The sequence below is a fragment of the Rhodopseudomonas palustris genome, assembly GCF_034479375.1.
In the GTDB taxonomy this organism is placed as follows: Bacteria; Pseudomonadota; Alphaproteobacteria; order Rhizobiales; family Xanthobacteraceae; genus Rhodopseudomonas; species Rhodopseudomonas palustris_M.
The window spans coordinates 4,659,102-4,679,873 of the sequence record NZ_CP140155.1 but is presented as its reverse complement, the minus strand read 5'-3'; the positions used below and the strand labels follow the sequence as shown (position 1 = coordinate 4,679,873).

The following is a 20,772-nucleotide window of genomic DNA, read 5'->3' as shown; positions in this document are numbered from 1 at the left end:
GGGACCTCCTCAGGCGAACAAACGCCACACGGCCTTCGCGACGACTTCGATCAGCAGGATCGAGAACAGCGCGAACAGATACAGGATCGAGAACTTGAACAGATTGCGCGTCGCCCGCAGCGCGGCGCTGCCGGTGCGCTGGCGATAGACCCGCACCGCGAGCACCAGCATCCAGCCGCCGAGCGCCAGCGACGCGATGCCGTAGATCGCGTCGAAATAGCCGAGCGGCCACGGCGCCGCGGCGACCGCGACCAGCACGATGGTGTAGAGCAGGATCTGAAGCCGGGTGTGATCCTGCCCCGCCACCACCGGCAGCATCGGCACGCCGGCGCGGGCGTAGTCGTCATTGCGGAACAGCGCCAGCGCCCAGAAATGCGGCGGCGTCCAGAAGAAGATGATCGCGAACAACAGCAGCGGCTCCACCGCGAGCGAGCCGGTGACCGACGCCCACGCCACCACCGGCGGCAGCGCCCCGGCGGCGCCGCCGATCACGATGTTCTGCGCCGTCGAGCGCTTCAGCCACATCGTGTAGATCACGACATAAAAGAAGATGGTGAAGGCGAGCAGCGCTCCGGCGACCCAGTTGACCAGGATGCCGAGCGTGATCACCGAGAAGAACGACAGCGTGATGCCGAAGGTCAGCGCTTCCGGCCGGGTGACGCGGCCGCGCGGGATCGGCCGGTTGGCGGTCCGCGTCATCTTGCCGTCGATGTCGTCCTCGTACCACATGTTCAGCGCGCCGGCGGCGCCGCCGCCGACCGCGATGCACAGCATCGCGGTGATCGCCAGCACCGGATGGAAATCGCCCGGCGCGAGCAGCAACCCGACCAGCGCGGTGAAGACCACCAGCGACATCACCCGCGGCTTCAGCAGCGCGATGTAGTCGGCGACGCCGGCCTCGGAAATGCGGGGCGCGACGAGATCGATCGGATTGGTGTCGATGACCGACAATTCGGAACCTCTGTCTTTCTACACGCATCCGCCGGAACCGCCGACGGATGCTCGTTGTCGCGAAGGCCTCAGCGAACCTGCGGCAGCACTTCGAACTGATGGAACGGCGGCGGCGACGACAGCGTCCATTCCAGCGTGGTGGCGCCGGCGCCCCACGGATTGTCCGCGGCCTTTTCCTTCCTGATGAAGGCCAGCGCCATACCGAACAGGAAGATCAACACGGCGAAGCCGGAGATGTAGGAGCCGATCGACGACACCAGGTTCCAGCCGGCGAACGCGTCCGGATAGTCGACATAACGCCGCGGCATTCCCGACAGGCCGAGGAAGTGCTGCGGGAAGAACACCATGTTAACGCCGATGAACGTCACCCAGAAGTGCAGCTTGCCGATGGTCTCGCTGTACATGTAGCCGAACATTTTCGGGAACCAGTAGTACCAGCCGGCGAAGATCCCGAACACGGCGCCGAGCGACAGCACGTAGTGGAAGTGCGCGACGACGTAATAGGTGTCCTGCAGCACCCGGTCGACGCCGGCATTGGCCAGCACCACGCCGGTGACGCCGCCGACGGTGAACAGGAAGATGAAGCCGACGGCCCACAGCATCGGCGTCTTGAACTCGATCGAGCCGCCCCACATCGTGGCGATCCAGGAGAAGATCTTCACGCCGGTCGGCACCGCGATCACCATGGTGGCGGCGACGAAATAGGCCTGCGTCGTGCTCGACATGCCGACCGTGTACATGTGGTGCGCCCACACCACGAAGCCGATCACGCCGATCGCCACCATCGCATAGGCCATGCCGAGATAGCCGAACACCGGCTTCTTCGAGAAGGTCGAGACGATCTGGCTGATCATGCCGAACGCCGGCAGGATCAGGATGTAGACTTCGGGATGACCGAAGAACCAGAACAGATGCTGGAACAGCAGCGGATCGCCGCCGCCTTCGGCCGAGAAGAAGGTGGTGCCGAAATTGCGGTCGGTCAGCAGCATGGTGATGGCGCCGGCGAGCACCGGCAGCGACAGCAGCAGCAGGAACACGGTGACAAGGATCGACCACACGAACAGCGGCATCTTGTGCAGGGTCATGCCCGGCGCGCGCATGTTGAAGATCGTGGTGATGAAGTTGATGGCGCCGAGAATCGACGAGGCGCCGGCGAGATGCAGCGCCAGGATGGCGAAATCGACCGCGGGGCCGGGGTGACCCGACGTCGACAGCGGCGCGTACATCGTCCATCCGGCGCCGACGCCGTTCGACGACGGCTCGCCCTCGACGAAGGTCGAGATGATCAGCAGCGCGAACGCCGCCGGCAGCAGCCAGAACGAGATGTTGTTCATCCGCGGGAAGGCCATGTCGGGCGCGCCGATCATCAGCGGCACGAACCAGTTGCCGAACCCGCCGATCATCGCCGGCATCACCATGAAGAAGATCATGATCAGGCCGTGCGAGGTGACGAACACGTTGTAGGTGTGACTTTCGTGGAAGATCTGCACGCCCGGATACATCAGCTCGATCCGGATCGCGATCGACATCGCGCCGCCGATGATCCCCGCGATGATCGCGAAGATCAGGTACATGGTGCCGATGTCCTTGTGATTGGTCGAGTAGACGTAGCGCCGCCACCCGGTCGGATGCGCATGGGCGTGATCGTCGTGCGCGTGATCGGAATGAGCAACCCTTGCAGCTTCCATCGTCATTTTCAGATCCTGACTTGAAACCTTCGAACCTTGCGGTCCCCGTTCAGACGTATCGCGCGCCGTGACCGATCACTGCGCGGCGGCGCCGACCGAGGCGTAGGACTTGCCGCCACGGGAGGCGACCTGCTGCTCCTTCTTCCAGGCGTCGTATTCCTGGTCGCTGACGACGCGGACGACGATGGGCATGAAAGCGTGGTCCTTGCCGCAAAGTTCCGAGCACTGGCCGTAGTAGCGGCCTTCCTTGGTGGCTCTGAACCAGGTCTCGTTGAGACGGCCGGGAATGGCGTCGATCTTGACGCCGAAGGACGGGATCGCCCAGGAGTGGATCACGTCGGCGGCGGTGGTCTGGATCCGCACCACCTTGTTGACCGGCACCACGGTCTCGTTGTCGACCGCGAGCAGCCGCGGCGGCACCGGGTTCATTTTGGAGCGCTCTTCATCCGTCAGCATGATCGAGGTGAACTCGATCTTGTCGTCCGGATAGTTGTAGGTCCAGTTCCACTGGTTGCCGGTCGCCTTGATGGTGACGTCGGCCTTCGGAATATCGAGCTGGAAGAACAGCAGACGGAACGAAGGCACCGCGACCGCGACCAGGATCAGCACCGGCACGATGGTCCAGGCGACTTCGATCAGCGTGTGGTGCGTGGTCTTCGACGGCACCGGATTGGCCTTGGCGTTGAACTTCACCACCACGATCACCAGCAGCGCCAGCACGAACAGCGTGATTGCGGTGATCAGCCAGAGCAGGAAATTGTGGAACCAGACGATGTTCTCCATCACCGGTGTTGCGGCCTGCTGAAGCTGCATTTCCCACGGCGCGGGCTGCCCCGCGAACGCGGCGCCGCCGACGCCGAGCGCGCCTCCCAGAATGACACCGCAAAGCAAATGCCGGCCAATTCGGCCCATCGACATCGTCATGCCGCCTTCGCTCCCCTATGTATTTCCGGGCCTGCCACTTGTTGCGGAGTGCCCTTTCATTCTCGCGGGCATGCGACGCTATGCCCCCTTAAGAATGCTTCTCATTCCTTTCCTCAAACCACAATTCGCATGCAGCCGCAATGCAGTATTGTACTTTCGCAGCAGGCTCGCGGAGGTTTGTCCGCAGCCCGGAAAGCGTTACCGGTTGGGCACAACCGACAGTGCCCAACTGTCCTCAATTGGTGCTCGAGTATTGTGAACCGAGCTTGACAGTTGCCCCCGCCGATGTAGGCACAGCGCTCGAACTTCACGGGAGCCTGATTCGCTGGCGTGCGAGGCCGCCTTTATGGTGCCGTCATTGCCGGATCAGTCGGGGGCCCGCGACCTCGTCCAACCCATTCCTGCCTTGAAAGCGATCCCGATGGCCCCAGCCGAACGTTCGCCGATGCTCGTCTCATGCCGCCGGCTCGCGCGCGGCAGCAGCGCGCGGAGCGTGATGGCCGGCGCCGTGGCGATCGCTCTGGCGCTCGGATACAGCGGCCGCGCCGACGCGCAGGGCGCGGTGCGCTCGGTGCACGGCGACTGGCAGATCCGCTGCGACACGCCGCCCGGCGCCAAGGCCGAGCAATGCGCGCTGATCCAGAGCGTGGTGGCCGAAGACCGATCCAACGCCGGCCTCACCGTGATCATCCTCAAGACCGCGGATCAGAAGAGCAAGCTGATGCGCGTGGTGGCGCCGCTCGGCGTTCTGCTGCCGTCGGGCCTCGGCTTGAAGCTCGACAACGCCGACGTCGGCCGCGCCGGCTTCGTCCGCTGCCTGCCGAACGGCTGCGTCGCCGAAGTGGTGATGGACGACAAGCTGCTCGGCCAACTCCGCACCGCCAAGACCGCGACCTTCATCATCTTCGAGACCCCGGAAGAAGGCATCGGCTTCCCGCTCAGCCTCAACGGCCTCGGCGAAGGCTACGACAAGTTGCCGTAGCGCGGCGCGGGACTCGTAAATCCGCGGCCGCCGAACGCCGTCCTGCGGTCGGTATTCGCCTCGTGTCACACGGCGCCGGCTATGACGCACCGTGTCTCCGCACAATAGCCGTCGTCTCCGCACATTCACCGTCATGGCCGGGCTCGCCCCGGCCATCCACGGCCACAGGCACGGACGTGCGAGAAGTCGTGGATGCCCGGGTCAAGCCGGGCATGACGGCGTTTGTGTAGACCGGAGTCCGTCTGCTGCCGGAATGCGGCGCCGCCGCTATGGGCGGCTCGATGCACGACGATCAGCTTTCGTTTAGAGGGCGCTGCCGCCTCCCGCCCGCTCAAACCTGCGAATGGCCGACCAGTTGGTGGCGGCAACTATCTCGCCCGTAAAGGGGACCTGATGGGAAAGCGATCAGCTTTCCCCGTTAGATCAGGAGAGCAAAATGGCAAAACTTCCCATCGACTGGAACCGTGTGCTGGACTTGGCGCTCGGACTCCTCGAACTTCTGAAATGGTGGCTCGGCGCGTGACGCTCAGTGAGCCAGCCGCCGTTCACGATCGGCAGCATAAGCGAGCACGGCGCGGATATCCTGCTCGGTCAGTTCCGGGAAGTCCGACACGATCTCCGCAGGCGACTGCCCGGCCGCGAGCCAGCCAAGCACATCCGCGACCGAGATCCGCATGTTGCGGATGCAGGGCCGGCCGCCGCGTTTACCCGGCTCGATTGTGATGATCGCGCGATAATCCAGCGGCGCAGCCTAGCACATGTTGCGGATGGGCGCAGGATCTGCTTCCCGCCAGCCTCTCGCAGAACCGTCTCAGAGCGCCTATCTCTGTCCCGAACAACATTCGGGAACAGACCTCATGACCAGCCTCGCCCAGACCTCCCTGCTCGACCGCGCCAATCTCGATCGTGACGACGTCCGCCGCGAGATCGCGCGGGGGCTGCAGGGGGCCGATGATGGCGAGCTGTATCTCGAATACAGCCAGACCGAGGCCCTCGCCTTCGACAATGGCCGGCTGAAGCAGGCGACCTACGACACCGCGCAGGGTTTTGGCTTACGCGCGGTGAAAGACGATGCCGTGGGCTATGCGCATTCCTCCGACGTGTCGCTGCCGGCGCTGATCCGCGCCGCCGACGCGGTCGCCGCGGTGCGCGGCGATTACAGCGGCGTGCTTTCGGCGGCGCCGACCCACACCAATGTGCGGCTGTATGGCGACGACAACCCGCTCGACGCGCCGGGCTTCGAGGCCAAGGTCAAGCTGCTCGCCGAGATCGACGCCTATGTGCGCGACAAGGATCCGCGGGTACGGCAGGTGTCGGTGTCGGTCGGCGCCACCTGGCAGGTGGTCGAAATTTTGCGCCCCGACGGCGAGAGCTATCGCGACATCCGACCGCTGGTGCGGGTCAACGTCTCGGTGGTCGCGGGGCAAGGCGACCGTCAGGAAAGCGGCTCGAAGGGTTACGGCGGCCGCGAGCCCTATGCGCGCTTCATCGAGACCAAGGCCTGGCGCGAGGCCGCCGACGGCGCGCTGCGCGAGGCGATGGTCAATCTGGAATCGGTGCCGGCGCCGGCCGGCGAGATGGACGTGGTGCTCGGCCCCGGCTGGCCCGGCGTGATGCTGCACGAAGCCGTCGGCCACGGCCTCGAGGGCGATTTCAACCGCAAGAAGACCTCTGCCTTTGCGGGGCTGCTCGGCCAGCAGGTCGCCGCCAAGGGCGTCACCGTGGTCGACGACGGCACGATCTCGGCGCGGCGCGGCTCGCTGTCGATCGACGACGAGGGCACGCCGACCAGCCGCACCGTGCTGATCGAGGACGGCATTCTCACTGGCTACATGCAGGACCGCCAGAACGCCCGGCTGATGGGCATGAAGCCGACCGGCAACGGCCGCCGGCAGAGCTACGCCCATGTGCCGATGCCGCGGATGACCAACACCTACATGCTGGCCGGCAGCCACGACCCGGCCGAGATTCTCGCCTCGGTGAAGAACGGCATCTACGCGGCGAATTTCGGCGGCGGCCAGGTCGACATCACCTCCGGCAAATACGTGTTCCAGTGCACCGAGGCCTACAAGATCGAGAACGGCAAGATCGGCGCGCCGCTGAAGGGCGCGATGCTGATCGGCAACGGGCCGACCGATTTGCACCGCATTTCGATGATCGGAAACGACCTGCGGCTCGACGACGGCATCGGCACCTGCGGCAAGAACGGCCAGGGCGTGCCGGTCGGCGTCGGCCAGCCGACACTGCGGATGGACCGGATCACGGTCGGAGGAACCGGCGGATGAATTCCATGGCGGATGCGTTGATGGGAACGGCGCGTCGCTGGGCCTCCCAGCTCGGGCAATTGGCGGCCGTGGTGGCGATCGTGCTGGTCGGCAAGGGCGCGCTGGCCGAACCGTTCTACGTCCCGTCCGGCTCGATGGAGCCGACACTCTTGATCGGCGACGCCCTGCTCGCCTCGAAATATCCCTATGGCTATTCGACTGCGTCGCTGCCGATCCACGTCGCCTTTCCGGAAACCGGCCGGGTGTTCGGCGAGACCCCGAAGCGCGGCGACGTCGTGGTGTTTCGCTGGCCCGGCGACCGCTCGCAGGTCTGGGTCAAGCGCGTGATCGGCCTGCCCGGCGACCGGATCGAACTGACCGGCGGCGTGGTCAGCATCAACGGCGTCGCCGCGACGGTGAAAGCCGACGGCGTCGGCCGCGCCGAGGATGAAGACGGCGCCTACGAGACCGCCGCGAAATACATCGAGACCCTGCCCGGCGGCGTCTCGCATCCGATCTTCAAGCTGTACGACCACGGCCGGCTCGACAACACGCCGGAAATCACCGTGCCGCCGGGACATCTGTTCGTGATGGGCGACAACCGCGATAATTCCTCGGACAGCCGCGTCCCGGTGCGCCGGGGCGGCGTCGGGCTTTTGCCGATGGACAATCTGGTCGGCCGTGTCGACGCCATCGTCGGCTCGTGGAATCCCGGCGTGCGCAAGGAGCCGGTCACCAACTGGCTGTCCGGCTTCCGCATCGCCCGGTTCTTCACCTCGGTGCATTGAGCCGTCGGCTCGAAGCGCATCGGCAAAGTCCGTCATGCTGAGCGCGCCGCGCTCCACCTCTCGTTCGTCATTCCGGGGCGCGAGCGTAGCTCGCGAACCCGGAATCCATAGCCCCTGGACTCGCTGCGAGCCGGAGCGCCGCAACCCATGCCTCAACGCAGAGGGCGGTGGTTATGGATTCCGGGTTCGCCGCTGCGCGCCGCCCCGGAATGACGAAGGCGAGAGGCTTTCCGGGTGACCTTCAGTTTCGTGTCCCGTTCAGTTTCGTGTCCCGCACGCTGCGCAGCGGCACGCCGTGCCGCAGCGCGTCCGGAACACGAGACAAATCATCCCTTGACAATAATCCTATTATGATTATAATCCGCCACGTCCTGTCCGTGAGGGGCGCTTCGCGAGGCGTCGTACAAGCGGGACAGATCGACGGGCCGGGCAACCGGTCCGGAACGATGGCCCGGCGAAGCTGACACTGGTCAGCGAAGTCGGGTGGACGCGGCGTCCTGCGCGTTGCGGCTCGCACCCGCACGTCCGGGAGGCAGAGGTCACCGTCCGCCGCTACTACGAGCGGCTGCCGCTTTCGTGGCTGGACGGGCGCAGCAAGGCAGGGGAGATCCCGCTCCGCTGTGTTCCCGGAAGAACGGTCCCGATGCCCAAAACCGCCGCGGTGGGCGCGCCGACGAGGCGTTGCGCGATGGTCCGCAAAGCCATCGCGACACTCACCACCTTCGCGCCTCACGGCGCGCCCCCACCCCTCGCTGTGAAGCGACGGGTGCGCAACTCGGGCTCAGCGGAGCCGCGAGAGCGAATGGATGTGGCTGTTTGATAAGTGAAACGGACGTCATGTGAGGCAACGCGCTCGCCGCCCTCACTCCCGTCATGCGCGGGCTTGACCCGCCTGCGGGGCCGAAGCCCCTTCGGCGCGGCGGAGGCCCGCGCATCCATCGCGCGCGTCAGCGCGCCATGGAGAAGTTTATGCAAAGAGGATGTATTGCCGGGTCGAGCCCGGCAATGACGGCGCTTGGCATGGCCGCGCCTGATCCTCCAACGTCATCGCCCGGCTCGACCCGCTCGTCGATCCCGGCGAACATTCTAGAACGCCGTCGTCAGATTGGTCAGCCATTGCGGCGAGGCGGCAACCAGGGCGGCTTCGATCGTCTTGTCGAGGCCGGAGAGGATCGCGACGCCGATCGTGACGAAGGCGATCCCGAGCAGCAGCTTGCCGAGCTTGCCGGCCGACAGCAGCCGGCTGCGGATCGCCATCAGCGTCGTGCCCGACAGCCAGCCGAGCGCGACCAGCGGCAGCGCCGCGCCGATCCCGAACACCGCCATGGTCAGCGCCACGGTCGGCAGATCGCGGCCCTGCGACGCCAGCAGCGACGCCGCGCCCAGCGTCGGGCCGACGCAGGGCGACCACACCGCGCCGAGCAGCAGCCCGATCGCGAACTGTCCGGCGAGCCCCGAGCCTCGAGTCCCGCCTTCAGTCCCGCCGAAATACTGATCGGCCATTCCGGACAGCGGGCTGCCCGCCGCGGCGAGCCGCGCCTGCGCCGCCGGCACCAGCAGGACGGCGCCGAGCGCGATCATGATCACCGCAGCGGCGGTGCGGAAGACGCCGCCGTCCAGACCGACGCTGAAACCGACGGTCGCCACCAGCAGCCCGATCAGCGTGAACGACAGCGCGAGGCCGGCGGCCAACGCCAAGGGACCGTGGCGGTGTTGTGCCACCGCAGCGCCGAGCACGATCGGCACCAGCGGCAGCACACAGGGCGACAGGATCGACAGCAGACCGGCCAAAAAGGCCAGTGCCAACGCGGTCACGGCGTTACAGCGCCTTGCCGAGCAGGGTCGCGATCGAAGCCTCCTTGGTGTCGCCGACCGAACGGCCCTGCTCGGTCGCGCCCTTGAACACGATCAGGGTCGACTGCATGTTGGCGCCGAATTCCTTCACGACCGGCTTTTGGCCGTCGAAATCGACCCGGAAGATCTTGAGCTTGGCGAATTTCGGATCGCCCGCGAGGCGGTCGATGATCGGCGTCTGCGCCTTGCAGGTCGAGCACCAGTCGGCATGGATCGCGATCAGGACGGGTTCGCCGGCCGCCTGGGCCGCCTTGAAGGCCGCCGGCGTGTAGGGCGTCACAGGATTGGCAAGCGCCGCTGCGAATGGCAGCGCCACCGTCAGCGCGGCAGCGAGAACGGCGCGGGTGAACGTCTTTCGGGTCAGTCGAGCTTGAAACATCGTCGAAAATCCCTCTGCTGGCGAAGCGCCTGCACCGGCTCGGCCGGTGGCGCGTGCCAGAGTTACGAGAGGGTTCCCGCCAACGTTACCTGACCACGCCGGAAAAAAACCCGGGCTTGCGCCGCGGCGGTTTGACCTGGCTTTTCAGGAAGCAACGGGCGTTGCGGCCGACATAGCCTGGCCTCGCATAGGTCCAGGCGCGGCATTTGTTGTCCTGCTCGCACGCTGCCTTGCAGGCCTCGTCGCCTTCGTTGTGCTTCAGCTCGAAATTGCGGTAGTCGCCGCCGAACCGGTCGATCGACGACTCGATCGAGCCGCTGCGAGGCTCGAGAACCCCGGCCCCGCGCACGCCGGACACGCAGCAATTGTTCGGGCTGCGCTGCGGCACGCTGCTCTTCAGCCAGCAGAACGCGCCGTCCTCGGGCGCCTGCGGATAGGCGAAGGTCCAGGACCGGCAGCGGCGGTCGCGCTCGCACATCAGCGCACAGTCGGCGGGGTCGTTGCTCGAAACCGGCGCGCGCAGATAGTCCGCGCCCGGCCGGTCGAAATTGGCCTGCGCCTGCGCCACGCGCGGCGCCAGCACCGCCGCAGCAACGGCAAGCGCGAGTATCCATGCCCTGAGCGGGCCGCCTCGCCGCATCCACACCCGCTTTCGAATTGAGCCCGTGTCCCCGCCGATCGGTGCACCAAAACAGGACCGGACCGCCGCACCAAAAAGGCATCTGACGGTCGCCTACCTGTACGTGCGATGAACGGGCTTCCCTCGCCGGCCGGGGCTCAGAACGCGTATTCGTCGTAAGCCGGTTCGACCGAGCCTTGCCAGGCGCCGTTGAACTTCTCCAGCATCTCCTCGGCCGGGGTGCGGCCGGACGCGATGATCTCGTCGAGCGGTGCGAGGTGGCGCGATTCGTCGTTGCCGAACGAATCGATCCGGCCGCGCCGGCGAAGCCCGGCATGCGCCAGCACCAGACAATCCCTGGCGATCTCGAACAGGAAGCGGTTGCGGATCTTGGCCTTGAAGCCGAGCCGCGGGACGTCGTCGCGCAGCGCCTGACGTTCCCAGGCGTCCCAGCCTTTGACGATCTCCCAGGCGGCGTCGAGGCTTTCGTCGTCGTACAGCAGGCCGACCCAGAACGCCGGCAGCGCCGGCAGCCGGCCCCACGGCACGCCGTCGGCGCCGCGCATCTCGAGATAGCGCTTCAGCCGCACCTCGGGAAAGATCGTCGACAGATGATTGGCCCAGTCCGACAGCGTCGGCCGTTCGCCCGGCAGCTTCGCGTTCCTGCCGTCGAAGAAATCGCGGAACGACGAGCCGGAGACGTCGATGTAGTCGTCGCCGCGCTTGACGAAATACATCGGCACGTCGAGCGCGTAGTCGACCCAGCGCTCGAAACCCATGCCGTCCTCGAACGCCCACGGGATCATGCCGGAGCGGGCATTGTCGGTGTCGCGCCAGATCTCGGAGCGAAACGACAGAAAGCCGTTCGGCTTGCCTTCGGTGAACGGCGAATTGGCGAACAACGCGGTCGCGATCGGCTGCAGCGCCACCGAGACGCGCAGTTTCTTGACCATGTCGGCTTCCGACGAGAAGTCGAGATTGGTCTGCACCGTGCAGGTGCGGTACATCATGTCGAGGCCGTAGCGGCCGACCTTCGGCATGTAGTTGGTCATGATCTTGTAGCGGCCCTTCGGCATCACCGGGATGTCGTCGCGGGACCAGGACGGCGTCATGCCGAGGCCGAGGAAGCCGATGCCGAGGGGCGCTGCGATCTCGCGCACCTGCGCCAGATGCGCCATCAGCTCGGCGTGGGTCTGGTGCACATTGTCGACCGGCGCGCCGGACAGTTCGAACTGGCCGCCGGGCTCGAGCGAGATCGCGCCGCCGCCGGTCACGTCGTGCAGCCCGATGATGTGAGGACCTTCCATGATCGGCTCCCAGCCGAGCAGGATCTTCATGCCCTCGAGCAGCGAGCCGATGCCGCGCGCGCCTTCGTAAGGCACCGGGCGATGGCCTTCGAGCGTGAACGGCGTCTTTTCGTGCTCGGTGCCGATCCGGAATTCCGACGGCGGTTTGACGCCCGCCTCGATCCACGCCACGAGTTCGTCGCGCGAGTTCAGCGGCGTCATATCGATCTGGTCACGCGCCATGAGAATTCCGGAAGCAAAGCGCGGGGATCGTCTGCGCAAGGTGGCGGGGGTCGCGGCAGACAACAACCGCGAGCGAAACGGGGGAACTCTGTATCATCGCGTCGCCGCGGTGTCTCGCGCGGCCGCCGCTCCGTCGCAGGAGCAGCCCAGCCGGTCGAGCAGCCCGCACAGCCGCGCCGCGTCGGCATCGGACAATTTCGAGCCGACGTGTTTTTCGATCGCGGCCGAATAGGCGGACCACATCTTCTTCTGCAGCTCGCGCCCCGCCTCGGTGATCTCGACGAACTGGCCACGCTTGTCCATCTTGCATTCGCGCCGCGCCGCCAGCCCTTCGTCGACCAGCCGGTCGATCAGGCGCGAGGTCGAATATTGCGGGATCAGCATCTGCTTCTCGAGCTCGACCGGACGCATCTCGCCGCCCGGCGCGCGCGACAATTCGAGCAGCGCATCGTACCAGGCGAGCGGCGGGAAGCCGGCCTTTTTCAGTTCGAGTTCGACCGCGTCCAGCACCCGGCTGCGGACCCGCATCAGGCGGACCCAGGCCGCGGTCGCTTCAGTCGACGGCTTGCGCTTCATCGCTCCATCCATCGTGGCCGCCGAGTGTAGCGCACCATATGCAATTGCATCAATCTTGACTCTTCCATGCACGCGCATTTAATCGCGCCCGCGCGCCTTTCCAATGATCCTTCAGGAGGAATCGTCGATGAAGCTGTATTATTCACCCGGAGCGTGTTCGCTGTCGCCGCATATCGCGCTCAGCGAGTCCGGCCTGCCGTTCGAGCTGGTCAAGGTCGACCTCCGGGCGAAGAAGCTGGAGAATGGCGACGACTATACGCAGATCAACCCGAAAGGCTCCGTCCCGGCGCTCGGCCTCGACGACGGCAGCGTGCTGACCGAAGGCCCGGCGATCGTGCAGATGATCGCCGACAAGGTCGGCGGCGGCAAGCTCGCACCCGAGAACGGCACACCCGAGCGCTACCGGCTGCAGGAATGGCTGAATTTCATTTCGACCGACCTGCACAAGAGCTTCGGCCCGCTGTTCTCCCCGGTGCTCGGCGACGATGCCAAGCAGTTCTTCAAGGACCGCATCGCCAAATATTTCGCCTATGCGGACAAGCAGCTCGCCGGCAAAGACTACCTGATGGGCTCGCAATTCACCGTGGCGGACGGCTATCTGTTCGTGATCCTGAGCTGGGCCGAGCGGATGAAGATCGACACCTCCGCCTTCGCCAATCTCAACGCCTTCAAGGCCCGCGTCGGCGAGCGGCCGCAGGTGCAGGCCGCGTTGCAGAGCGAGGGGCTGCTGCAGAAGGCGTGAGCGCGCTTCAGCGTCATTGCGAGCAGAGCGAAGCAATCCAGCGCTTCACGCACCAGCCTGGATTGCTTCGTCGCTTCGCTCCTCGCAATGACGAACTGCTCAAATGCGAAGGGCCGGATCGCAATGATCCGGGCCCTTTGACTTTCGTCCTGTTCAACCGAAGCAAAGCCTCACACCAACCGCAGCGCTCTCCCTCGCCCCGCTCTTGCGGGGAGAGGGGTGGGGTGAGGGGCGACGCGAGCACTGACTCTCGGCTGCGTGGAAACGCCCCCTCACCCGACCGGCTTCGCTGCGCTCTGCCGGTCGACCTCTCCCCGCGCGCAGGGAGAGGTTAGCACCGGGCTTGGTGAAGCGGTTGCAGCGCTTACGCCGCCGCCTGCTTCTTCGGGGCGAAGCGCTGGTAGAAGGTCTCGCCGGTCTTGGCCATGTCTTCCAAGAGCTTCGGCGGCGTGAAGCGCGAGCCGTATTTGCCTTCCAGCTTGTGGCAGAGCGCCACGAATTCCTTGGTGCCCATGAAGTCGATGTAGCTCAGCGTGCCGCCGGTGAAGGGGGCGAAGCCGAAGCCGAGGATCGAGCCGACATCGGCCTCGCGCGGATCGGTGATGACGTGATCCTCGACGGTGCGCGCGGCTTCGACCGCCTGCACCACCAGGAAGCGCTGCTTCAGTTCCTCGACATCGACCGTATCCGGATCGACGTGCTTGGGCTGCAGCGCGCCGATGCCGGCCCACAGCGCCTTCTGTCCCTTGCCCTTTTCCGGATAGTCGTAGAAGCCCTTGGCGTTCTTGCGGCCGAACCGGCCCTGCTTTTCGACCATCTCGACCATCAGCTTCTTCTGCTGCTGATCGACCGCCTGTTCGCCGAGATCGGCTTCGGTGGCCTTCATGATCTTGAGCACCAGATCGAGCGCGACCTCGTCGGCGAGCGACAGCGGCCCGACCGGCATGCCGGCCATCTTCGCCGCGGTCTCGATCATCGGCGCCGGGATGCCTTCCATCAGCATCTCGAGGCCTTCTGCGGTGAAGCGCAGCACGCAGCGGTTGGCGAAGAAGCCGCGCGAATCGTTGACCACGATCGGGGTCTTGTTGATCTGACGGGTGTAGTCGAGCGCGGTCGCGAGCGCGACGTCGCCGGTGTTCTTGCCGACGATGACCTCGACCAGCATCATCTTCTCGACCGGCGAGAAGAAATGGATGCCGATGAATTTCGACTGATCCTTGAACTCTTCGGCCAGCGAGTTGATCGGCAGCGTCGAGGTGTTGGAGGCGAAGATCGCGCCTTCTTTCAACAGCGGCTGCGCCTTGGCGTAGGTCTCGGCCTTGATCTTGCGATCCTCGAACACCGCCTCGATCACCAGATCGCAATCCGAGATCGCGTTGTAGTCCGGCGTCGCCGTGATACGCGACATCAGCGCCTCGGCGTCGGCCGGCTTGGCGCGACCCTTGGCGATCAGGCCGTCGATCACGCTCTTGCAGTGCGCCTTGCCCTTGTCGGCGCTCTCCTGATCGCGATCGATCAGCACCACGTCGATGCCGGCCTTGGCCGAGACGTAACCGACGCTGGCGCCCATGAAACCGGCGCCGATGATGGCGAGCTTCTTGACCTTGGTCGGCGGCACGCCCTGCGGACGGCGCGCGCCCTTGTTCAGCTCCTGCATCGACAGGAACAGGCTGCGGATCATCGCCGCGGCTTCCTTGGTCTGCAGCACCTTGGCGAAGTAGCGCGACTCGATCCGCAGCGCCGTATCCATCGGCACCAGCAGGCCCTCATAGACGCAGCTCATGATGGCGCGCGCGGCCGGATAGTTGTCGTAGGTCTCGCGGCGATAGATCGCGTTGCCGGCCGGGAACATCATCATGCCCTGCTTGGAGAACACCGGGCCGCCGGGCAGCTTGAAGCCCTTCTCGTCCCACGGCGCCACCGCCTTGCCGCCGGCCTTGATCCAGTCCTTGGCGGCCGAGATCATCTGGTCGGCCGGCACGATGGCGTCGACCAGCTTCAGCGCCTTGGCCTTGTCGAGCTTGAGCTGATCGCCCTTGAGCAGAATCGTCATGGTGTTCTGCGGATCGACGATGCGGGCGATGCGCTGGGTGCCACCGCCGCCCGGGAACAGGCCGACTTTGATCTCCGGCAGGCCGAGCCGCGACTTCGGATTGTCCGCGGCGATACGATGATGACAGGCCAGCGTCACTTCGAAGCCGCCGCCCAGCGCCAGGCCGTTGATCGCCGCGACCCAGGGCTTGCCCGAGGTCTCGATGCTGCGCAGGATCTGCGATAGCTTGCGGCTCTCGTCGAACAGCATCTGTTGCGCGGCTTCTTCGCCCTTGTCCTTCCGGATCTGTGCGAACTGCTTGTTCATGGTTTCCAGCATCGACAGATCGGCGCCGGCGCAGAACGACTCCTTGGCGGAGGTGATCACCACGCCCTTCACAGCGGCGTCCTTGGTGGTCTGCTCGACGATCGCGCCGAGTTCCTCGATGGTCGCGGCGTCCAGCACGTTCATCGACTTGCCGGGCAGATCCCAGGTCACCAGCGTAATGCCGTCGGCGTCGGTCTCGAGCTTGAAGTTCTTGAAGGTCATTGATTAGCTCCTTCGATGCCAGCAGCCGTTGCGGCGCGGCGGTTGTCTATTCTTCCCTCTCCCCTTGTGGGAGAGGGTGGCGCCGACGAAGTCGGCGCCGGGTGAGGGGGGCGGCGGAGCGAGGAGCTGCCCCCTCACCCGCCTTCGATGCTTCGCATCTCAGGCACCCTCTCCCACAAGGGGAGAGGGCAAGAACTCACACCCGCTCGATGATCGTCGCGGTGCCCATGCCGCCGCCGATGCACAGCGTCACCAGGGCGGTCGATTTGTCGGTGCGCTCGAGCTCGTCGAGCACGGTGCCGAGGATCATCGCGCCGGTGGCGCCGAGCGGATGGCCGAGCGCGATCGCGCCGCCATTGACGTTGATCTTGTCGTTCTCGATCTCGAACGCCTGCATGAAGCGCAGCACCACCGAGGCGAACGCCTCGTTGAGTTCGAACAGGTCGATGTCGCTCTTCTTCATGCCGGAGCGCTCGAACAGCTTGTTGGTGACGTCGACCGGGCCGGTCAGCATCATCGCGGGCTCGGAGCCGATATTGGCGAAGGCGCGGATTTTCGCGCGCGGCTTCAGGCCGTGCTTCGCGCCGGCTTCCTTGCTGCCGAGCAGCACCGCGCCGGCGCCGTCGACGATACCGGACGAGTTGCCGGCGTGGTGGACGTAGTTGACCTTCTCGATTTCCGGATGCGACTGGATCGCCACCGCGTCGAAGCCGCCCATCATCGCCATCGCGGCGAACGACGGCTGCAATTGCCCGAGCGACTGCATCGTGGTCGACGGCCGCATGTGCTCGTCCTTGGCCAGGATGGTCAGGCCGTTGATGTCCTTGACCGGCACCACCGACTTGTCGAACCGGCCCTCGTCCCAGGATTTCGCGGCGCGCTGCTGGCTCTGCACCGCGTAGGCGTCGACGTCGTCACGCGAGAAACCGTATTTGGTCGCGATCAGATCGGCCGACACGCCCTGCGGCATGAAGTAGGACGGCACCGCCATCGACGGGTCCATCGGCCAGGCGCCGCCCGACGCGCCGAGGCCGATGCGGCTCATCGATTCCGCGCCGCCGCCGATCACCAATTCGTGCTGGCCGCTCATGATCTGCGCCGCGGCGAAGTTCACCGCGTCGAGACCGGAGGCGCAGAACCGGCTGATCTGAATGCCCGGCACGGCTTCGCCGAGGCCGGCGTTCATCGCCGCAAAGCGCGCGATGTCGGAGCCGGCTTCACCGACCGGATCGACCACGCCCATCACGACGTCGTCGACCACGTCCTGCTTCAGGTTGTTGCGTTCCTTCAGCGCCTTCAGCGGCACGGTGGCGAGCGCCAGCGCGGTCACTTCGTGGAGCGAGCCGTCGGCCTTGCCGCGGCCGCGCGGGGTGCGAACGTGATCGTAGATATAGGCTTCGGGCATCGGGTCTCTCCCAAATGAACTTCGTAGCGCGGTGGTGTTCTCGACGTCATCGCCCGGCTCGACCGGGCGACCCAGTATTCGAGGCGCTCGTGTCGAATCGCTGGCGCTGTGTTTACTGGATCCCCGCTTTCGCGGGGATGACGGCCGGTTGTATCAGAACGCTTCCGCCGGCAATTCCATCGTGGTCGCGCTGCCGGTTTGGATCCGCGCCAGATGCAGCGCGGTCTCGGGCAGCGAGCGTTCCATGAAGAACCGGCCGGTGACGAGCTTGGTGGTCAGATAGGGCGAGGCCCCCTCGGCGGCAATCTTGTCCTGCGCGACCTTGGCCATCTTCGCCCACATGTAGCCGCAGGCGACGAGGCCGAATAGCTGCATGTAATCGGTCGCGCCTGCGCCGGCGTTGTCGGGCGCCGCCATCGCGTTCAGCATCAGCCAGGTGGTGGCCTGCTGCAGATGGCCGAGCGAGGTCGACAGCGGCGTGACGAACGGCTTCATCGCCTCGTCGCCGCCGTGCTCCTTGGCGAAGGCGCCGACCTCGGCGAAGAACGACATCACCGCGCGGCCGCCGTCGCGCGGCAGCTTGCGGCCGACCAGATCGAGCGCCTGGATGCCGTTGGCGCCCTCGTAGATCATCGCGATCCGGGCGTCGCGGACGAACTGCTCCATGCCGTTGGCGGCGATGTAGCCGTGGCCGCCATAGACCTGCTGCGCCAGCACCGCGTTGGAGAAGCCGACGTCGGTCAGCACGCCCTTCAGCACCGGCGTCATCAGGCCGAGATGATCGTCGGCGGTCTGCCGCTCCTTGGCATCGTCGGAGCGATGCGCGACGTCGCTCTTCAGCGCCGTCCACATCACCAGCGCCCGCGCCGCTTCGTTGAAGGCGCGGATGGTGAGCAGCACGCGGCGCACGTCGGGATGCACGATGATCGGATCGGCCGGCTTGTCGGTCGCCTTCGGGCCGGACAATGCGCGGCCCTGCAGACGCTCGCGCGCATAGGCCACCGCGTTTTGATACGCGACCTCGGACTGTGCGAGGCCCTGCACGGCGACGCCGAGACGGGCCTCGTTCATCATCACGAACATGCCCTGCATGCCCTTGTTCTCTTCACCGATCAGCCAGCCGGTGGCCTCGTCGTAGTTCATGGTGCAGGTGGCGTTGCCGTGGATGCCCATCTTGTGCTCGATCGAGCCGCACACCACGCCGTTGCGGGCGCCGAGCGAGCCGTCGGCATTGACCAGGATCTTCGGCACCACGAACAACGAGACGCCCTTGATGCCGGCCGGCGCGCCCTCGATCCGCGCCAGCACCAGATGGATGATGTTCTCGGACAAATCGTGCTCGCCGGCGGAGATGAAGATCTTGGTGCCGGTGATCTTGTAGCTGCCGTCCGCCTGCTTCACCGCCTTGGTGCGCAGCAGCCCGAGGTCGGTGCCGCATTGCGGCTCGGTCAGATTCATGGTGCCGGTCCATTCGCCGGCCGTCATCTTCGGCAGATACAGCGCCTTCTGCTCGGCGTTGCCGTGCACCAGCAGCGCCGCGGCGGCGCCCATGGTCAGGCCGTGATACATCGAGAACGCCATGTTGGCGGAGATCTGGAATTCGGCGACGGTCTGCGTCAGCGTCACCGGCAGGCCCTGGCCGCCGAATTCCGGCGGCGACGACAGGCCGAGCCAGCCGCCTTCGGCGATCTGCTTGTAGGCTTCCTTGAAGCCCTTCGGCGTGGTGACGCTGCCGTCGTCGTGGCGGACGCAGCCCTCGCGATCGCCGACCGCGTTGAGCGGCGCCAGCACCTGCTCGCTGAGCCGCGCCGCCTCGTTGATGATCGCGTCGCGCACGTCGGGCGCAGCATCCGCGAAGCCGGGCAGGTTATTGTACTTGTCGAAATGAAACACGTCGTTCAGCAGGAAGCTGACATCTTCAACCGGAGCCTTGTAGATCGTCATGCGGTTCTCTCGATCGGGATCTGTTGTGAGGTGTCCGCCATCCGAGTGATCTCGAACGGCGGCGAGGGAAATTCGGCCGGTCGGCGCCTTATTGTCGCGCCAGTTGCTCTCCCATCAGCCGATGCAGCAGGTTGATCGCTTTCAGCGGTCTTACCATGACCTTGAAACGGGTAATACGGCCATCCTCGGCGAAAGTGATGATGTCGACGCCGTTGAGCTTGACGCCCTCGATCACGTTCTCGAATTCCAGCACCGCGCCGTCATCGCTGCGCCATTCGCCCACATAGGTGAACCCCGGGCCGCCGAGCACCTTCTCGGCGCTCGAGAGGTACTTGAACACGATCTCGCGCCCGGCCTGCGGCGTATGAACCACCGGGCTCTCGAACACCGCGTCGGGATGCAGCAGATCCCACAACGCGGCCTCGTCCTTGGACTTCATGAAGGCGTACCACTTGTCGAGCCCGGTCAAGGCCATCGGCGACGCTCCAGATCAGCGGGTCGGATTGTGAAGGGGACGTGAGGTGAAGGAGGATGTTGCCGGATACGAGCCGCCGCAACATCAATCGACATGCGCAGCCGGACCGACTGACGCAGGCCGCAACCCGGCTGCCGCGAGCATCCAGCGCCGGACCAAGACGTCGTGCATGAGCGCTCCTCCCACAGGATGATCCGGGCGACCGTGACGGGCCGCGCTCTGGCGATCAATTCCATACACCTATGAATGGCATGTAACGGCGCAGGCTGGACCTGTCAATACACTGGTGTATGGTCCCGACATGGACTCGGATACCAAAGATCGGCTGACACGTTCGGACTGGCTCGCTCACGGGCTGCGCACCCTGGCGCGACGCGGCCCGCAAGCGCTCAAGGTCGGCGATCTGGCGGCCGGATTGCAGGTGTCGCGGGGGAGCTTCTACTGGCACTTCAGGGACGCGACGGATTTCCGGCTCCAGCTCCTGCAACTCTGGCAGGAACGGGCGACCGATCAGGTGTTTCGCGAGATCGACACTTCGATCATCGGCCCGGCGCGGCTGACGCACCTGATGAAGCTCGCCTTCAACGAGGACCGAAGTCTCGACAGGGCGATCCGGGAGCTGGCGGCGACGGATGCAGCCGCGGCCCAGATGGTCGCCTCGGTGGATGCCCGGCGGATCGACTATCTGTCGAAGCTGATGATCGAGTCGGGCGTTGAAGGCCGGCGCGCGCTGCCGCGGGCCGAATTTCTGTACTGGGCCTATATCGGTCAGACCGCGATGCTGAACCCGGCCCACACCGTCGTGACTGAAGCGGATATCGACGATCTGAGCGCGCTGTTCACCCGATAGCGAGCGAACCCAACGGGCGACAGCGCGAAGGTGTAGCGGGCGGGCCGCGACCACAACTTTAGGTCTCAGCCGGCGCAATCCTTAACTCGGTATTTACCCTAACAGGAAAAAGTCGATGCCAGAGGCGGCCCTCCCGCATTGAATTCGGGTGTCTTTCGGCACGGGACACGACGGGGGAGGATTCGCGGCGCCACAGGCGCCAGTTCGGAAGCGGACAAGGG

Annotated in this window: 18 protein-coding genes; 5 read left to right on the top strand and 13 right to left on the bottom strand. The window is 65.6% G+C overall.

The window, feature by feature from the left end; all coding sequences use genetic code 11:
- Positions 1–9 precede the first annotated feature (9 nt).
- From SR870_RS21155 to coxB, 3 genes are all read right to left on the bottom strand, one after another.
- Positions 10–951 carry a heme o synthase gene (locus SR870_RS21155; protein ID WP_322515464.1) on the bottom strand — a complete coding sequence of 314 codons (942 nt, stop codon included), beginning with the start codon at positions 949–951 and terminating at the stop codon, positions 10–12.
- 68 nt (positions 952–1,019) lie between these two features.
- Complete coding sequence (gene ctaD / locus SR870_RS21150; RefSeq protein ID WP_322515463.1) at positions 1,020–2,645, bottom strand: cytochrome c oxidase subunit I; 1,626 nt, start codon at positions 2,643–2,645, stop codon at positions 1,020–1,022.
- 69 nt (positions 2,646–2,714) lie between these two features.
- Entirely contained in the window at positions 2,715–3,563 is an 849-nt protein-coding gene (gene coxB / locus SR870_RS21145) for a cytochrome c oxidase subunit II (RefSeq protein ID WP_322515462.1), read from the bottom strand.
- Between the two features lie 496 nt (positions 3,564–4,059).
- On the opposite strand from coxB, the gene SR870_RS21140 reads away from it, so the two are divergent.
- Entirely contained in the window at positions 4,060–4,545 is a 486-nt protein-coding gene (locus SR870_RS21140; RefSeq protein ID WP_322518339.1) for an invasion associated locus B family protein, read from the top strand.
- A gap of 526 nt (positions 4,546–5,071) precedes the next feature.
- Here the strand turns inward: SR870_RS21140 and SR870_RS21135 are convergent.
- Positions 5,072–5,287 (bottom strand): DUF433 domain-containing protein, encoded by a 216-nt coding sequence (locus tag SR870_RS21135; protein WP_322518338.1) that lies wholly within the window; start codon positions 5,285–5,287, stop codon positions 5,072–5,074.
- 115 nt (positions 5,288–5,402) lie between these two features.
- Between SR870_RS21135 and tldD the strand changes: the two genes are divergently transcribed.
- Positions 5,403–6,830, top strand: a complete 1,428-nt coding sequence (gene tldD / locus SR870_RS21130; protein ID WP_322515461.1) for a metalloprotease TldD — start codon at positions 5,403–5,405, stop codon at positions 6,828–6,830.
- Complete coding sequence (gene lepB, locus SR870_RS21125) at positions 6,827–7,597, top strand: signal peptidase I (protein WP_322515460.1); 771 nt, start codon at positions 6,827–6,829, stop codon at positions 7,595–7,597. The genes tldD and lepB overlap by 4 nt, the downstream gene beginning before the upstream one ends.
- Positions 7,598–8,683: 1,086 nt before the next feature.
- Here the strand turns inward: lepB and SR870_RS21120 are convergent.
- The 5 genes from SR870_RS21120 to SR870_RS21100 all read right to left on the bottom strand — a co-directional run bounded on the left by SR870_RS21120 (position 8,684) and on the right by SR870_RS21100 (position 12,554).
- Entirely contained in the window at positions 8,684–9,412 is a 729-nt protein-coding gene (locus SR870_RS21120; RefSeq protein WP_322515459.1) for a cytochrome c biogenesis CcdA family protein, read from the bottom strand.
- A 4-nt stretch (positions 9,413–9,416) separates the two neighbouring features.
- Positions 9,417–9,830 carry a thioredoxin family protein gene (locus SR870_RS21115; protein WP_322515458.1) on the bottom strand — a complete coding sequence of 138 codons (414 nt, stop codon included), beginning with the start codon at positions 9,828–9,830 and terminating at the stop codon, positions 9,417–9,419.
- 85 nt (positions 9,831–9,915) lie between these two features.
- A complete protein-coding gene (locus SR870_RS21110; RefSeq protein WP_322518337.1) occupies positions 9,916–10,470 on the bottom strand; it encodes a PAN domain-containing protein in 555 nt (184 codons plus the stop codon).
- A 137-nt stretch (positions 10,471–10,607) separates the two neighbouring features.
- Positions 10,608–11,978, bottom strand: coding sequence for a glutamate--cysteine ligase (locus tag SR870_RS21105; protein ID WP_322515457.1), 1,371 nt, complete (start codon positions 11,976–11,978; stop codon positions 10,608–10,610).
- A gap of 93 nt (positions 11,979–12,071) precedes the next feature.
- A complete protein-coding gene (locus SR870_RS21100) occupies positions 12,072–12,554 on the bottom strand; it encodes a helix-turn-helix domain-containing protein (RefSeq protein WP_322515456.1) in 483 nt (160 codons plus the stop codon).
- Between the two features lie 127 nt (positions 12,555–12,681).
- Here SR870_RS21100 and gstA point away from each other — a divergent pair, with 127 nt between their 5' ends.
- Positions 12,682–13,296 (top strand): glutathione transferase GstA, encoded by a 615-nt coding sequence (gene gstA / locus SR870_RS21095; protein ID WP_322515455.1) that lies wholly within the window; start codon positions 12,682–12,684, stop codon positions 13,294–13,296.
- 364 nt (positions 13,297–13,660) lie between these two features.
- Here the strand turns inward: gstA and SR870_RS21090 are convergent, their stop codons facing one another.
- The 4 genes from SR870_RS21090 to SR870_RS21075 all read right to left on the bottom strand — a co-directional run bounded on the left by SR870_RS21090 (position 13,661) and on the right by SR870_RS21075 (position 19,701).
- Positions 13,661–15,877: a 3-hydroxyacyl-CoA dehydrogenase NAD-binding domain-containing protein gene (locus tag SR870_RS21090; protein ID WP_322515454.1), complete on the bottom strand. Its 2,217-nt coding sequence runs from the start codon at positions 15,875–15,877 to the stop codon at positions 13,661–13,663.
- Positions 15,878–16,073: 196 nt separating this feature from the next.
- The gene (locus SR870_RS21085; RefSeq protein WP_322515453.1) at positions 16,074–17,282 is read right to left on the bottom strand and encodes an acetyl-CoA C-acetyltransferase; all 1,209 of its coding nucleotides are present in this window, start codon (positions 17,280–17,282) and stop codon (positions 16,074–16,076) included.
- A 153-nt stretch (positions 17,283–17,435) separates the two neighbouring features.
- Positions 17,436–19,226 carry an acyl-CoA dehydrogenase C-terminal domain-containing protein gene (locus tag SR870_RS21080; protein WP_322515452.1) on the bottom strand — a complete coding sequence of 597 codons (1,791 nt, stop codon included), beginning with the start codon at positions 19,224–19,226 and terminating at the stop codon, positions 17,436–17,438.
- An 88-nt stretch (positions 19,227–19,314) separates the two neighbouring features.
- Positions 19,315–19,701 carry a nuclear transport factor 2 family protein gene (locus tag SR870_RS21075; RefSeq protein WP_322515451.1) on the bottom strand — a complete coding sequence of 129 codons (387 nt, stop codon included), beginning with the start codon at positions 19,699–19,701 and terminating at the stop codon, positions 19,315–19,317.
- 301 nt (positions 19,702–20,002) lie between these two features.
- On the opposite strand from SR870_RS21075, the gene SR870_RS21070 reads away from it, so the two are divergent.
- Complete coding sequence (locus SR870_RS21070; protein ID WP_322515450.1) at positions 20,003–20,551, top strand: TetR/AcrR family transcriptional regulator; 549 nt, start codon at positions 20,003–20,005, stop codon at positions 20,549–20,551.
- Positions 20,552–20,772: the final 221 nt, after the last annotated feature.